Annotated in this window: 14 protein-coding genes; 9 read left to right on the top strand and 5 right to left on the bottom strand. The window is 50.3% G+C overall.

Annotated features, from left to right (window positions below):
• Positions 1–190: 190 nt before the first annotated feature.
• The 3 genes from ydgH (at position 191) to folM (ending at position 3,522) form a co-directional block, all read left to right on the top strand.
• Positions 191–1,135, top strand: a complete 945-nt coding sequence (gene ydgH, locus OGY72_RS05415) for a DUF1471 family protein YdgH (protein ID WP_003832856.1) — start codon at positions 191–193, stop codon at positions 1,133–1,135.
• A gap of 245 nt (positions 1,136–1,380) precedes the next feature.
• Positions 1,381–2,763: an amino acid permease gene (locus OGY72_RS05410; protein ID WP_126957135.1), complete on the top strand. Its 1,383-nt coding sequence runs from the start codon at positions 1,381–1,383 to the stop codon at positions 2,761–2,763.
• 36 nt (positions 2,764–2,799) lie between these two features.
• On the top strand, positions 2,800–3,522 hold the full coding sequence (folM, locus tag OGY72_RS05405; protein WP_126318172.1) for a dihydromonapterin reductase: 723 nt from the start codon (positions 2,800–2,802) through the stop codon (positions 3,520–3,522).
• Here folM and OGY72_RS05400 read toward each other — a convergent pair.
• Positions 3,519–3,854 (bottom strand): GlpM family protein, encoded by a 336-nt coding sequence (locus OGY72_RS05400; RefSeq protein ID WP_003832844.1) that lies wholly within the window; start codon positions 3,852–3,854, stop codon positions 3,519–3,521. The genes folM and OGY72_RS05400 overlap by 4 nt on opposite strands.
• Positions 3,855–3,971: 117 nt before the next feature.
• Here OGY72_RS05400 and rstA point away from each other — a divergent pair, with 117 nt between their 5' ends.
• Together rstA and OGY72_RS05390 are read left to right on the top strand one after the other, a co-directional pair.
• Positions 3,972–4,703, top strand: a complete 732-nt coding sequence (gene rstA, locus OGY72_RS05395; RefSeq protein ID WP_126318176.1) for a two-component system response regulator RstA — start codon at positions 3,972–3,974, stop codon at positions 4,701–4,703.
• Positions 4,704–4,961: 258 nt separating this feature from the next.
• Entirely contained in the window at positions 4,962–6,320 is a 1,359-nt protein-coding gene (locus tag OGY72_RS05390; RefSeq protein ID WP_286547442.1) for an L-cystine transporter, read from the top strand.
• 52 nt (positions 6,321–6,372) lie between these two features.
• Here the strand turns inward: OGY72_RS05390 and OGY72_RS05385 are convergent, their stop codons facing one another.
• Both OGY72_RS05385 and OGY72_RS05380 read right to left on the bottom strand, forming a co-directional pair.
• Positions 6,373–7,401, bottom strand: a complete 1,029-nt coding sequence (locus OGY72_RS05385) for a HoxN/HupN/NixA family nickel/cobalt transporter (protein ID WP_286547244.1) — start codon at positions 7,399–7,401, stop codon at positions 6,373–6,375.
• 120 nt (positions 7,402–7,521) lie between these two features.
• Complete coding sequence (locus OGY72_RS05380) at positions 7,522–8,364, bottom strand: aminoglycoside phosphotransferase family protein (protein WP_149280910.1); 843 nt, start codon at positions 8,362–8,364, stop codon at positions 7,522–7,524.
• 189 nt (positions 8,365–8,553) lie between these two features.
• Here OGY72_RS05380 and OGY72_RS05375 point away from each other — a divergent pair, with 189 nt between their 5' ends.
• Positions 8,554–9,345, top strand: a complete 792-nt coding sequence (locus OGY72_RS05375; protein ID WP_126318182.1) for an MBL fold metallo-hydrolase — start codon at positions 8,554–8,556, stop codon at positions 9,343–9,345.
• A 26-nt stretch (positions 9,346–9,371) separates the two neighbouring features.
• On the opposite strand, the gene OGY72_RS05370 is transcribed toward OGY72_RS05375, so the two are convergent.
• On the bottom strand, positions 9,372–9,716 hold the full coding sequence (locus OGY72_RS05370; protein ID WP_032934568.1) for a DUF1294 domain-containing protein: 345 nt from the start codon (positions 9,714–9,716) through the stop codon (positions 9,372–9,374).
• Positions 9,717–9,950: 234 nt separating this feature from the next.
• Here OGY72_RS05370 and OGY72_RS24760 point away from each other — a divergent pair, with 234 nt between their 5' ends.
• The 3 genes from OGY72_RS24760 to tus all read left to right on the top strand — a co-directional run bounded on the left by OGY72_RS24760 (position 9,951) and on the right by tus (position 13,004).
• Positions 9,951–10,469 carry a hypothetical protein gene (locus OGY72_RS24760; RefSeq protein ID WP_286634788.1) on the top strand — a complete coding sequence of 173 codons (519 nt, stop codon included), beginning with the start codon at positions 9,951–9,953 and terminating at the stop codon, positions 10,467–10,469.
• Positions 10,470–10,699: 230 nt separating this feature from the next.
• Positions 10,700–12,001, top strand: coding sequence for a two-component system sensor histidine kinase RstB (rstB, locus tag OGY72_RS05365; protein ID WP_279274758.1), 1,302 nt, complete (start codon positions 10,700–10,702; stop codon positions 11,999–12,001).
• Between the two features lie 73 nt (positions 12,002–12,074).
• Positions 12,075–13,004 (top strand): DNA replication terminus site-binding protein, encoded by a 930-nt coding sequence (gene tus / locus OGY72_RS05360; protein WP_191212754.1) that lies wholly within the window; start codon positions 12,075–12,077, stop codon positions 13,002–13,004.
• On the opposite strand, the gene fumC is transcribed toward tus, so the two are convergent.
• The gene (gene fumC / locus OGY72_RS05355) at positions 13,001–14,404 is read right to left on the bottom strand and encodes a class II fumarate hydratase (RefSeq protein WP_003832824.1); all 1,404 of its coding nucleotides are present in this window, start codon (positions 14,402–14,404) and stop codon (positions 13,001–13,003) included. The genes tus and fumC overlap by 4 nt on opposite strands.
• Between the last annotated feature and the right edge of the window lie 75 nt (positions 14,405–14,479).

Below are 14,479 nucleotides of genomic sequence, written 5' to 3'. Positions count from 1 at the left end.
TTATCAGTTTTGGTCACCAAACGCCGAAATTTTCGGCATATCACAAAATGTTATCGCTGTTGTTACCTAACGTGACACGATGAGTGAAAAATGACGCAGACACTGACACAATTTAAATGCAATAATCAGCGACGTTTCTAGTCAATAACAATACCAGTACCTGGTTTGCGCAAGGCGAAGGATTATTTTTATGAAGCTTAAGAACACTCTCCTGGCGTCCGCACTAATTTCTGCGACTGCTTTTTCTGTAAATGCAGCGACAGAATTGACGCCGGAGCAAGCGGCTGCCCTGAAACCCTATGACCGCATTGTGGTCACCGGTCGTTTTAATGCTATCGGTGATGCGGTTGCTGCCGTTTCGCGCCGTGCAGATAAAGACGGTGCAGCCTCCTTTTATGTTGTTGATACCTCAGATTTTGGCAGCGGCGGTAACTGGCGCGTTGTTGCCGACGTCTATAAAGCCGACGCTGAAAAAGCGGAAGCGTCAAAAAACCGTGTCATTAACGGCGTTATGGAATTGCCAAAAGATCAGGCCGTTCTGATAGAACCTTACGACACCGTTACAGTGCAAGGTTTCTACCGTAGCCAGCCTGAAGTAAACGATGCCATCACCAAAGCAGCGAAAGAGAAAGGTGCTTACTCCTTCTATATCGTGCGTCAGGTCGATGCCAACCAGGGCGGCAACCAGCGTATTACTGCATTCATCTATAAAGCTGATGCGAAAAAACGCATTGTACAAAGCCCTGATGCGATCCCAGCAGATTCAGATGCTGGTCGTGCCGCATTAGCAGCAGGTGGCGAAGCCGCGAAGAAAGTTGAGATCCCGGGCGTAGCAACTACCGCTTCTCCGAGTGCTGAAGTTGGCCGCTTCTTCGAAACGCAATCCACCAAAGGCGGACGTTACACTGTCACGCTACCGGATGGAACCAAAGTTGAAGAGCTGAACAAAGCGACCGCCGCCATGATGGTACCGTTCGACAGCATCAAGTTCACCGGTAACTACGGCAACATGACGGAAGTCTCTTATCAGGTAGCAAAACGCGCAGCGAAGAAAGGTGCGAAGTACTATCACATTACCCGCCAGTGGTCAGAACGTGGTAACAACGTGACGATCAGCGCCGATCTGTATAAGTAATACCCAATGCCTTATCAGGTCTACAGCCCTTGTAGACCTGATAATTTTCCGCGTTTCAGTTCCCAGGCAAAACAAAAACAGCAGTATTAAGACAACTTTTCACACTATTAGTCACAAATCTCTCTATCCCCATTGCATGCGTTCTCTTCTCTCCGTAAAATCCCGCGCCTTAGTGGCTTTCACCATTTTTATGCGGTTTGCCAAAATAATTATTCTCTCACTCTCGTTTTTGTAACTGGATACAAATGGAAAAGAAATTGGGTCTGAGCGCACTGACCGCGCTGGTTTTAAGCTCAATGCTCGGCGCTGGCGTTTTCAGCCTGCCACAAAATATGGCGGCAGTAGCCAGCCCGGCTGCATTACTGATTGGTTGGGCGATTACCGGTGCGGGTATCCTTTTGCTCGCCTTTGCCATGCTGATCCTGACGCGTATCCGTCCTGAACTGGATGGCGGTATCTTTACTTATGCGCGTGAAGGTTTCGGCGAACTGATTGGCTTCTGCTCCGCGTGGGGATATTGGCTGTGCGCTGTTATCGCTAACGTTTCGTATCTGGTCATTGTCTTCTCTGCGCTCAGTTTCTTTACCGACACACCAGAATTACGTCTGTTCGGCGACGGTAATACCTGGCAGTCGATTGTCGGCGCATCGGTACTGTTATGGATAGTCCATTTTCTGGTGTTGCGGGGAGTACAAACCGCGGCCAGCATTAACCTGGTTGCTACTCTGGCAAAACTACTGCCGCTAGGCCTGTTTATCGTGCTGGCGTTCATGCTGTTCAAGCTCGACACCTTTACTCTCGATTTTACCGGCGTCGCGTTGGGCGTGCCTGTCTGGGAGCAGGTCAAAAATACCATGCTCATCACCCTGTGGGTTTTCATCGGTGTGGAAGGCGCGGTGGTGGTATCTGCCCGCGCCAGAAATAAACGCGATGTAGGTCGCGCCACGCTGTTGGCTGTACTCGCCGCACTGGGCGTTTACCTGTTAGTCACCCTGCTATCTCTCGGGGTTGTCGCACGGCCAGAACTGGCGGAGATCCGCAATCCATCAATGGCCGGTCTGATGGTTAAAATGATGGGGCCATGGGGCGAAATTATTATTGCTGCGGGTCTGATTGTTTCCGTGTGCGGGGCCTATTTAAGCTGGACGATTATGGCGGCGGAAGTGCCGTTCCTCGCCTCCACGCACAAAGCGTTTCCGCGTATTTTTGCGCGACAGAATGCACAGGGTGCGCCATCGGCATCGCTGTGGCTAACCAACATCTGTGTACAAATCTGCCTTGTGCTAATCTGGCTCACAGGCTCCGACTACAATACGTTACTGACTATCGCCTCAGAGATGATTCTGGTGCCCTATTTGCTGGTCGGCGCATTTCTGTTAAAAATTGCCACCCGTCCAATTCATAAGGCTGTCGGTATCGGCGCGAGTATTTATGGCATATGGTTATTGTATGCGTCAGGTCCGATGCATCTGTTGCTGTCTGTGGTGTTGTATGCGCCAGGGCTGTTGGTTTTCCTTTATGCCCGTAAAACGCACACGCATGAAAACGTATTAAAACGCCAGGAGATGGCGCTGATCGGCCTGCTGCTTGTTGCTGCTGTGCCGGCTACCTGGATGCTGATGGGGTAACGTTATACCCATCGTTCGCGACATATGGAGATTACGATGGGTAAAAAAAACCCTTTGCCAATTCTTATCACCGGAGGTGGTCGTCGCATCGGCCTCGCCGTCGCATGGCACTTTCTGAATCAAAAACAGCCAGTTATTGTCAGCTACCGTACTCACTATCCTGCCATTGACGGCCTGCGAGAAGCAGGGGCGATTTGTATCCCGGCTGACTTTTCCACGGATGAAGGTGTGCTGGCCTTTGCTGATGAGGTCAAAGCACAGACGGATGGCTTGCGCGCCATTGTGCATAATGCCAGCGCCTGGGTAGCCGAAAAACCCGGCACACCGCTTAGCGAAGTACTGTCACGCATGATGCAGATCCACGTCAATACGCCCTACCTGCTCAACCACGCGCTGGAAGGATTGCTACGCGGTCATGGGCACGCTGCCAGCGACATCATCCATTTCACGGATTATGTTGTGGAGCGCGGCAGCGACAAGCACATTGCTTATGCTGCCAGCAAAGCGGCACTGGACAATATGACCCGCTCGTTCTCGCGCAAACTGGCACCGGAAGTGAAAGTGAACGCGATTGCCCCCTCACTTATCCTGTTTAACGAGGGTGACGATGCAGAGTATCGCCAGCAGGCACTGAACAAATCACTGATGAAAACTGCGCCTGGTGAAAAAGAGGTCATAGATTTAATTGACTACCTACTAACCAGTTGTTTTGTCACCGGACGTAGTTTTGCCCTTGATGGCGGGCGTCATCTGCGTTAGTGCAGTTTGATCCAACAAAAGATCAGCAACCACGCGCTCAGGCTCCAGCACACTACTGCACCGCCGAGCGCGACGGGTAAGCGCATAAACCCGGTGAAATACCACAGTGAAACAAGGTAGACAAAATAGGGAATAATCGACCACATACTGAATACAATGGTTGTACGTAACGCCTCGATCCCACGCTCACTGGCCACGATGTAGTGGGCAATCAACGCAAACGTCGGGAACAGTGGAATTAATCCAGCAATATAGTAATTCTTTGTTTTCGCCAGCAAGCCAATCAACACCACCACCAGCGCACCAAGCGCCGCTTTTATAACGAGTCCCATCACTCTGCCTTAACACATCAATAACATCAGCCTCTAGCATAACGGAAGCGTTCTTGTTTAGAAAAGATTAATGGAAGGAAAAACCGGGGCGGTGTATGTTGGCGTTTTATATTCAAAATGAATGATATGAACACCATCGTATTTGTTGAAGATGATCCCGAAGTTGGCTCACTGATTGCAGCCTATCTGGCCCGGCATGATATTGAGGTTATCCTTGAACCTCGTGGTGATTTGGCCGAGGAGAAAATCCTGCACGTTCAACCCGATCTGGTGTTATTAGATATCATGCTGCCGGGCAAAGACGGGATGACTATCTGCCGCGATTTACGCGGGCGCTGGCAAGGCCCGATTGTCCTGCTCACCTCGCTGGACAGCGACATGAACCATATCCTTGCGCTGGAAATGGGCGCCTGTGACTACATCCTGAAGACAACGCCGCCAGCTGTGCTGCTGGCTCGCCTGCGCCTGCACCTGCGCCAGAATGAACACTCAGCACAGTCTAAAGGCATTCAGGCGGCAACCATCACACCGCACACAACGCTGCGCTTTGGCACACTCGCAATCGATCCCACCAACCGCTCCGTGCTGCTCGGCGGCGAGCAAATCTCTCTTTCCACCGCTGATTTTGAATTACTGTGGGAGTTGGCAACCCATGCCGGGCAGATTATGGACCGTGATGCGTTGCTAAAGAACCTGCGTGGCGTAAGTTATGACGGTATGGATCGCAGCGTCGATGTCGCGATTTCCCGCTTACGCAAAAAACTTCTCGATAACGCGACTGAACCCTATCGAATCAAAACGGTACGCAACAAAGGTTATCTGTTCGCACCGCACGCCTGGGACGACTAGCCGCAGAAGTAATGCCACCGGGCCGATCTCATTGGTCGGCTGGATTATTCGCAATACGTTACACCGTCACGTGTAATCGTCTACAGAACAGGCATATAAACGCCATCCGAAGCCGTTCCACACTTTTTGTGTGGCTGTAGCCCTCCCCCCTCCCTATAATCCGTCGCGGTCCTGAACCCTTATGGTTCATAGGTTTTTTTCGCACTAACAAAACTCTTTCCGGCATTTCAGGTGCTGAATGAGGCAAGAGGCTACAATATGTTCGTAACGCTTGCGTATATCGCGTTCTTTTTGGTTTGTTCATGGGCAATTTTTAGAATCAACCAAAAAAGTCACTCTCTTTCAAAAAGCGTCTTCATCGCTATTTTTATGGGTGCCGTTATCGGCTTATCCCTGCATCTCATTGCTGCTGACGAAAGTAAAACAGTTATCGACTGGTATAATGTTATCGGCAACGGTTATGTTAATTTACTGAAACTGGTTGCGGTTCCGCTGATTTTCATCTCTATTCTCTCAGCCATTAATAAGCTCGAAAACAGCGCTGGCATTGGGAAAATGTCGTTAACCATTGTCGGATGCATGCTCTGTCTGGTAATGATTGCCGGTTTTATTGGGCTGTTGACTGCGCATGTATTAGGTCTGGACGCCAGTGCGTTTGTTCATATGCAGTCCACACTGACTGCAGACGATGTGAGTAAAACTGCCTCCATTTCACTACCTAAACTGGTTACATCTCTGATCCCCACTAATATCTTCCTCGACCTAACAGGAGCCAGAAGCGTTTCCGTCATTGGCATTGTTATCTTCACCCTGCTTGCCGGCGTGGCATTATTAAAGGTCAAACAAGACGCCCCGCAAGAAGGTGAAAAATTAAGTGCTTGTATTAACGCTATCCAGATTTGGGTGATGAAAATGGTGCGCATCGTTATTGCCCTCACCCCTTATGGTGTGATGGCATTAATGGCAGGCATATTTTCCGCATATCGATTTGAACAATTTGCCAGTTTGTTAGGCTTTATTGCTGCCTGTTACCTTGCGATTCTGATGATGTTTATCGTCCACGCACTGATACTGGTTCTGAGCGGAAATAATCCCGTTCACTATTTTAAAACTGTCTGGCCAGTATTAACTTTTGCATTTGTTTCACGCAGCAGTGCAGCATCTATTCCACTGGCTATTTCCGCACAGGAAAAATTTGGCGTGCAAAACACCATTGCTAATATTGCGGCTTCATTCGGCTCCAGCATGGGGCAAAACGGCTGCGCCGGGATCTACCCGGCTATTATGGTGGCGATGATTGCTCCAACAATTGGGATTGCTCCAACAATTGGGATTGATCCGCTATCAGTACATTTTTTGCTCGCCATGCTACCTGCGATTGCGCTGGGTTCTATTGGGGTGGCGGGTGTAGGCGGTGGCGGAACATTTGCTGCACTGATCGTCCTTTCAACGCTGAACTTCCCGGTCGCGCTGGTGGGGATTTTCATTGCTATCGAGCCTGTCGTCGATATGGCCAGAACGGCATTAAACGTGAACGGTTCGATGATGTCTGGCGTGCTGGCTAACCGGATCCTGAAAAAGAGTACTGAAAAACCACAACCCGTGAACGCGAATTAGTCAGTCTTAAAAAGATCAAAGCCTTCCTGTTCCTGGAAGGCTTTCTTTTGTGTCAACTAAACGTCAGTCCGTCGTATTTTTTCCAACGGTAGTTTACGGCGGAGATAATCCAGCAGCCGATAAAGACGCCAATAATCGCAAATCCGACATTTCCCATATGGTCACTCAAATCGCTGACGGTATCCCACAAACCACCCTGGAGCGAAAACGCGTCAGAGAGAAGTCCCAGCGCCTCCAGCCCGCCAATAAATAGAGCAACAATCACGGAAGTCCCGGTAATGGTCATATTGTAATAGAGCTTGCGTTGCGGCTTATTGAACGCCCAGCCGTAGGCCTCAACCATCAGAATACTGTCGAGACAATCAATTAACGCCATACCGCAGGTAAACAGCGCCGGGAACACGAGAATTGACCAAACCGACATGCCACTGGACGCGCTTGAAGCAGAAATTCCCAGCAAAGAAATTTCAGTGGCGGTATCAAAACCCAGACCAAACAGAAAACCGACAAAATACATATGCCAGTCTTTACCTACCAGCCGAAACGCTGAGCGGAAAAGCCAGTTTAGAGGGCCTGAAACCGTAATATCTTCCGTGGCGCCATCGTAAGCACCGGTGCGTTTAAGATGGCGGAATGCCTTCCAGACCTGGCAGAAAATAATGAGATTAATGGTAGCCAGAATCAGCAAAAATACGGCAGAGACCGTAGTTCCTATCAGACCGCCGACATTCTGAAACCATGCCATATGTTGCTTAAACACGCTGGTGGTCAGTGCAATGCCAATGCTTGCCAGTACCACAATGGTGGAGTGCCCCAAAGAAAACCAGGCTCCCGTCGTCAGGGCGCGTTTTTTCTGCTGCATAAGTTTACGCGTCGCGCTGTCTATCGCGGCGATATGATCGGCATCTACGGCATGGCGCAAACCATAGCACCACGCAATCAGACTCAGTGCCAGTAATGACGTGTTGTTGCCAAACGCGCTGAAAGCCCATAGCCACGCCACAATGTTTGCCCCGATGAGTAAGACCATCAACAAAACAATATTCGGGCGTTTTTTAAATAATGAAAACAATGCGTTCATTGTTTCCCGCCGATTACATTTGAGCTAAACAACACACCACACCACCGTTCACTGATTAATTAATATAACGTTTATCAGGCTAATGATAACTCTTAAGAATTACTAACCCAGTGTCGTAGATCAAAGTTGATTACCACCTGAAGCAAGTTCCGCCATCGCTAGCTCCGCAATACGCAGAGGTACCGTTGCGCTGTCGCCCTCTTGCAGAAACCAGACGGACGACAACCCGCACCAGGCAACAATCCACATCAGTAAACGCTGCCGTTCAATTCTGGCGATTTCAGACACAATGTTGACTCGTTGCGTGAATCTTTCCGGCTCAATGGCGACAGGTCTGGTGGGCTCGGCAAGATCGGGGTTAGTAAAAATATTGGCGTAATCAAAGCCACGCTCGCCCAGCAGTCCTTTGGGATCGATAGCCAGCCATCCTCTCGTTCCAAAATCAAGAATATTGCCGTGGTGTAGATCGCCATGTAATACGACTTCATCATGGGGTGAAGATAGCAGTACGTTTGCCACCGCAGCACAACGCGTCAGGATACCGCCATGCTTTTTCGCGGCAGGAGCCAGATCGCGAAACCAATGGTGCAGAGGTGTTAACGCAGGCGTAGACGCATTTCGGGAGAGATGGAGTCTACTGGCAGCATGGCAAATAATGCGACAGGCCTGCGCATCGTTGCCAGTCCAGGACATGTCCGCTAAAGACTCTGTCCCTGTCGCACGTTCCAGCAGAATCGCCCCTGCTGCATGAGCAAGTACTTTCGCTGCGCCATTTCCGTTCCACCAGACCATGAGTTCACAGCCGATCCGTTCACTGTCATCGTCGGTGATCTTTAGTATGGCTTTCTGCCCGTCCTTGACCACCACCACAGGCAAAAGCTGCGATGTGTGCGTTTCAAACGGTTCACCATCTGGAGTGAGCCCCCAACGGTTGAGCCAGGTGTTGAACAGACGATTTTCCAAACAATATCCTCATTTTTCTCTGGAAGATGGTAATCAACAAGATCCGTGTCGGCATTATTCCTGTTTTCTTTTGGTTGAGCCACAACCCCCACTTCCATCATCACTGACTTATCGGGTAGAGCACTAACAGGCACATCCTTGTGTATCTGTGTGCCATGCTGACTGTGTTCGGTATATGAGGAGGACACGATGATCTCGTTATGCAAAACCTGTGGAACATCCTATGAGGTAGCTGGCGCCCATCCGGAACATTGCGATATCTGCCTGGATGAACGTCAATATGTCCCCACATGCGGGCAGAAATGGATCGATTTTGACACCCTGTGTGCATCGCATACAAATAAGTGGAAGCAACACGACAGTACTCTCCTCAGCATCCGCACCGTTCCTGATTTTGCAATTGATCAGCGCGCGTTTCTTGTGCGCACCCCAGAAGGAAATATTCTGTGGGACTGCATTGCCACGCTCGACGATGCCACAAAAACGCTAATAACGTCCCTTGGCGGCCTTAAGGCTATCGCGATTTCGCATCCTCATTACTACACCACCATGCAGGACTGGGCTGCGGAATTTAACGCGCCGATTTACCTTCATGCCAGCGACAGAAGGTGGGTAATGCGCGACAGCCCGTGGATTAGATTCTGGGATGGCGACACCATTGAGTTAACCCGTGACGTCAAGGTGATACGTCTCGGCGGGCACTTTGCTGGCGGCTGCGTCCTGCACTGGGCGCGTGACGAAGGCGTCGTGCTTTCTGGCGACATCGTTCAAGTTACACCAGGTGCCCATGCAGTCTCATTTATGTGGAGCTACCCCAATATGCTACCGTTGCCAGCCGCCACCGTCAGCGACATCATCCAACGCCTGAGAACAGTGAAATTTAAGCAACTTTACGGCGCATTTGAAGGAAAAAATATTACGCAAAATGCCGATGAAATTGTGCGCCGTTCAGGTGAAAAATATATTTCCTGCCTCAAATAAACCGGCAGTTTATTCACCAACCATGCTCAGGAAGGTAAAAATGGATAGAACTTATAAATCACGCCCATCACAGAAATACTCACTATCACACTGATAATGAAGTAGGTTTTGAAAGGCTGCTTTTGTGTTTTATGGCGAAAGATTTGTTGACCCGCTATCGCGCCGCCCCACCCGCCCACAACGCCAAACACCAGCAATGTGGATTCCGGCACTCTGCGCCAGTCCTTACGTGCCGCCATTTTGTCCACGCCGTATAACAGCAGCGTCAAAACGTTGGCGAGTAGAAACCATATAACAAGAGGATAAGCGGTGAAAATGCAGCCGACCGCTGCGAAAATGAGTAGCGAATAACAACAGCGATTGAGATTCATATTTTCAGTCACAGCACTTTTCAGGAAGTATCGACACGCATTATACGCAAGGTCAGTCATCCCTGCCACGGGTGAGAATATCCCTTTTATTATTATGCCTATATCCCCAAAGATAGCGCAAATTCTCTGGTCTGCGGCGTACCTAACAATTCAAACAAGAGAGCCGTTTTCATTATTCAAAACAAATGGTAATTTATTAAACCCAAATGGAGAAATTGTTCTGGAGTCACAAGGATGAGAAAATACTCATATCCATATTTGTTTTTTGTTACCGTCTCATCTCTCGGCGCAATTTTTCTCTTTTACTGGTGGAAGGTAACGATTTACAGAGCGACATTTCTCTACCCGCTCACATCCAAATACCTCATGCTTATTTCTCTGGCAGTGTCATTGTTAATTACCTTATTTCTGGTAGGTAATGGGATAATGAAAAAAAGTCCCTTCCAAACTTATCTAAAATTATTTGGTGGTATCAGCATTGCCATGGTGCTGTTTTCAGTGATCATGGTTATGGCGATAACCTGGTTCATTCCGGGTGTCCCCTCGTCCTATACCACCACATACGTCTATGCTACAGGAAGTTCGAAAAGCTGTTCGGGGGCTGATGTTGACGATCCAGACCTTGGGACTAATATCAGAATTTGCTATCCCGAAGGTAACTACGAATATAACAACACCATCTACGTTGAGAAACGAAGTAACCTTTTAGGTGCGGTCGTGACGTACGCCAGAACAACCCCATCCCGATTTTGATTAACTTACAGCATAGAAAGCAATGCGTGATCCAGCGAAAGGTCATTCTGCGCCCGTAGGGGCCATAAGAATGCAGAAAAGAGATATACAGTGTACTCTGCGTGGACAAGCACGCCGGATGGTGATCGGAGAACCTTTCTGAACCCACGCATCGGCGGATACTGCTGTGCCCACTTTTCCCCTGAGGGACACGTGCACTCGCTAACTTATTGAGCGTTCGGTGATTTTTTATGAAGAAACTGTTTGTGCAGTTTTACCTCCTGCTGTTTGTCTGCTTTTTGGTGATGACCCTGTTGGTCGGTCTGGTATACAAATTCACCGCAGAACGCGCAGGCAGACAGTCGCTCGACGATTTGATGAAAAGCTCGTTGTACCTGATGCGCAGTGAACTACGCGAAATCCCGCCACGCGACTGGGGTAAGACGCTGAAGGAGATGGATTTAAACCTCTCATTTGACCTTCGCGTTGAACCGCTGAATAAGTACACACTAGATGCCCCAACCATGCAGCGTTTGCGCGAAGGCGATATTGTGGCACTTGACGATCAATACACCTTTATTCAACGCATTCCTCGCAGCCATTACGTGCTGGCCGTCGGCCCGGTTCCCTATCTCTATTTTCTTCATCAAATGCGCTTGCTGGACATCGCACTGATGGCGTTTATTGCTATCTCACTGGCCTTCCCGGTACTGATCTGGATGCGTCCGCACTGGCAGGAAATGCTCAGACTCGAATCCGCCGCACAACGTTTTGGTGAAGGACATCTGAGTGAACGCCTGCATTTTGACAGCGGTTCCAGCTTTGAGCGCCTGGGCGTGGCGTTTAACCAAATGGCCGACAACATCAATGCGCTGATCGCCAGTAAAAAACAGCTCATCGATGGTATTGCCCATGAGCTTCGTACCCCGCTGGTACGTTTACGTTACCGGCTGGAAATGAGTGATAACCTCACCGAGCTGGAATCTCAGGCTCTGAATCGTGATATCGGCCAACTGGAAGCGTTGATCGAAGAGTTACTGACCTACGCCCGCTTGGATCGCCCGCAAAATGAACTGAAACTCAGCGTACCGGACCTACCTGCTTGGTTAACCACCCATCTGGAGGATGTGCAAAGCGTGAATCCTGACCGTGTGGTGCAATTACGTCATCTCGAAACTGGCGACTACGGCGCGTTGGATATGCGCCTGATGGAGCGGGTCCTGGATAATTTGCTGAACAATGCCCTACGCTATTGCCAGTCTACAGTGCAAGCCAGTCTGCTGCTGAGCGGCAATCAAGCCACGCTGGTAGTGGAAGACGACGGTCCCGGTATTGCACCAGACGCACGCGAACAGGTTTTTGAACCGTTTGTACGCCTTGATCCCAGCCGTGATCGGGCGACCGGGGGTTGTGGGCTTGGGTTAGCCATCGTCCACTCAATAGCGTTGGCTATGGGAGGGACGGTCGTCTGTGGTGAAAGTGAACTTGGCGGTGCCCGTTTTACTTTCCGTTGGCCCGTCTGGCATAACATTCCTGAAATTTCAGCTGCCTGACCTATTCTGCTCGGTGGTCAGGCGGTGGATGTTGTGCTATAAAAAAGTATGTTGTAACTAAAATGGTAAATCTATGGCCCGTTACGATCTCGTCGACCGCCTGAACGGCACCTTTCGCCAGATGGAACAAGAACTGGCGCTTCTGAACGAAAACCTGTTGCAGCAGACGCTGCTGATTGCCCGCGTATTCTCGTTACCGGAAGTGGTCAAAGAGGCAGAGCATGCCCCTCTGCAAAACATTGATGTTAAGCAGCACTTAGGCAAAGAGGCTGAAGCGCTGGCATTGCGTCATTACCGTCACCTGTTTATTCAGCAGCAGTCCGAAAACCGCAGCAGCAAAGCGGCCGTCCGCCTACCGGGTGTATTGTGCTACCAGGTTGATAATGCGGCGCAATGTGCTCTGGAAGAACAAATCCAGCGTATAAACCAGTTAAAAACCACCTTCGAGCGCATTGTTACAGTAGAATCAGGGCTGGCGCCGGCAGCACGTTTCGAATGGGTGCATCGCCACCTGCCGGGGCTGATTACACTGAATGCCTATCGCACGCTCACCGTTGTCAGAGATCCTGCCACCCTGCGATTCGGCTGGGCTAACAAGCACATTATTAAAAACCTGAAACGCGATGAAGTACTGCAGCAACTGGAAAAAAGCCTGACCTCACCGCGCAGCGTACATCCCTGGACACGTGAAGAATGGCAGGCGAAGCTTGAACGCGAATATCAGGATATCGCCGCCTTACCGCAGCAGGCCCGCCTGAAAATTAAAAGGCCGGTAAAAGTGCAGCCTATTGCCCGCGTCTGGTACAAAGGAGAGCAAAAACAGGTGCAATATGCCTGCCCGACGCCTCTGATTGCTCTGCTTAACAACGACAACGGAATGACCGTACCGGATATCGGCGAGTTACTGAATTACGATGCCGATAACGTTCAACATCGTTTTAAACCTCAGGCGCAGCCGTTGAGATTGATTATTCCCCGGCTGCACCTGTACGTTGCGGATTAACTGCCTGGCCGCATGCTGCCAACCATCAGCTCCGGACGTACCCAGCTGTCGAACTCCGCTTCGGTGAGATATCCCAGCGCCAGAGCGGAGGCTTTTAGCGTCAGCCCTTCTTTATGCGCTTTTTTGGCAATTTCAGCCGCTTTATCGTAACCGATATGGGTGTTGAGCGCGGTCACCAGCATCAGCGACTCATTGAGCAGTTGATCTATTCGTTCACGGTTGGGCTCGATTCCCGTCGCACAATGTTCATTGAAGCTTTCCATACCGTCCGCCAGCAGGCGTACCGACTGCAGGAAGTTGTGGATGACCATCGGTCGATAGACGTTGAGCTCAAAGTTACCTGACGCCCCGCCCATATTGATGGCGACATCGTTGCCCATCACCTGGCAGCAAAGCATAGTCAGCGCTTCACACTGGGTAGGATTGACTTTACCCGGCATGATCGAGCTGCCCGGTTCGTTTTCCGGAATTGAAATTTCGCCAATACCACAGCGCGGGCCAGATGCCAGCCAGCGTACATCGTTGGCGATTTTCATCAGCGATGCTGCCAGCCCTTTTAGCGCTCCGTGGGCATGAACCAGCGCATCGCAGGTGGCCAGCGCTTCAAATTTATTCGGAGCGGTAACGAACGGCGCGCAGGTAATGACCCGCAGTTCATCCGCGACCCGGCGGGCGTATTCGGGATGAGTGTTCAGTCCTGTACCTACCGCGGTTCCCCCCAACGCCAGTTCTGCCACATGCGGTAAACTGTTTTCAATGTGTCTGAGGTTATGTTCAAGCATTGCTACCCAGCCGGAAATCTCCTGGCCAAGCGTAAGTGGAGTTGCATCTTGCAGATGTGTACGACCAATTTTAACGATATCGGCGAAAGCGTGGGACTTATCACTGAGCGTTTTGGTCAACACATTTAATTGTGGGATCAAAGATTTACGCAGCGCCAGCAGTGCGGCAACGTGCATTGCCGTCGGGAAGACATCGTTCGAGCTTTGGCTTTTATTGACATCATCGTTGGGGTGTACTTTCCGCTCCATTCCCCGCTCACCGCCCAGCAACTCGCTGGCCCGGTTTGCCAGCACCTCGTTCATGTTCATATTGCTTTGCGTGCCGGACCCAGTTTGCCAGATGGCCAGCGGAAACTCATCGCGGTGTTTATCTGCCAACACCTCATCTGCAGCCTGCATAATAGCTCTGGCTTTATCCTCCGCCAGCAGCCCCAGATCCTGGTTAACCTTTGCCGCAGCGCGTTTCGTCAGCGCCAGCGCATGGATCAACGAGACCGGCATTTTCTCCGTTGAGATACGAAAATGCTCCAGTGAACGTTGGGTTTGCGCGCCCCAAAGCTTATCGGCAGGAACATCAATCGCCCCCATTGAATCATTCTCGCGGCGTACCGTTACCATTACCTGCTCCTTACATTAACAGTTGATTAGGTTATGTTTCGACATTGCCCATTTGCATTGGTCTTATGAGTATTA

Source organism: Citrobacter sp. Cpo221 (assembly GCF_030332345.1).
Taxonomy (GTDB): Bacteria; Pseudomonadota; Gammaproteobacteria; order Enterobacterales; family Enterobacteriaceae; genus Citrobacter; species Citrobacter portucalensis.
Note: the sequence above shows the minus strand (reverse complement) of the source record. Positions and strands in the feature narration are given on the sequence as shown.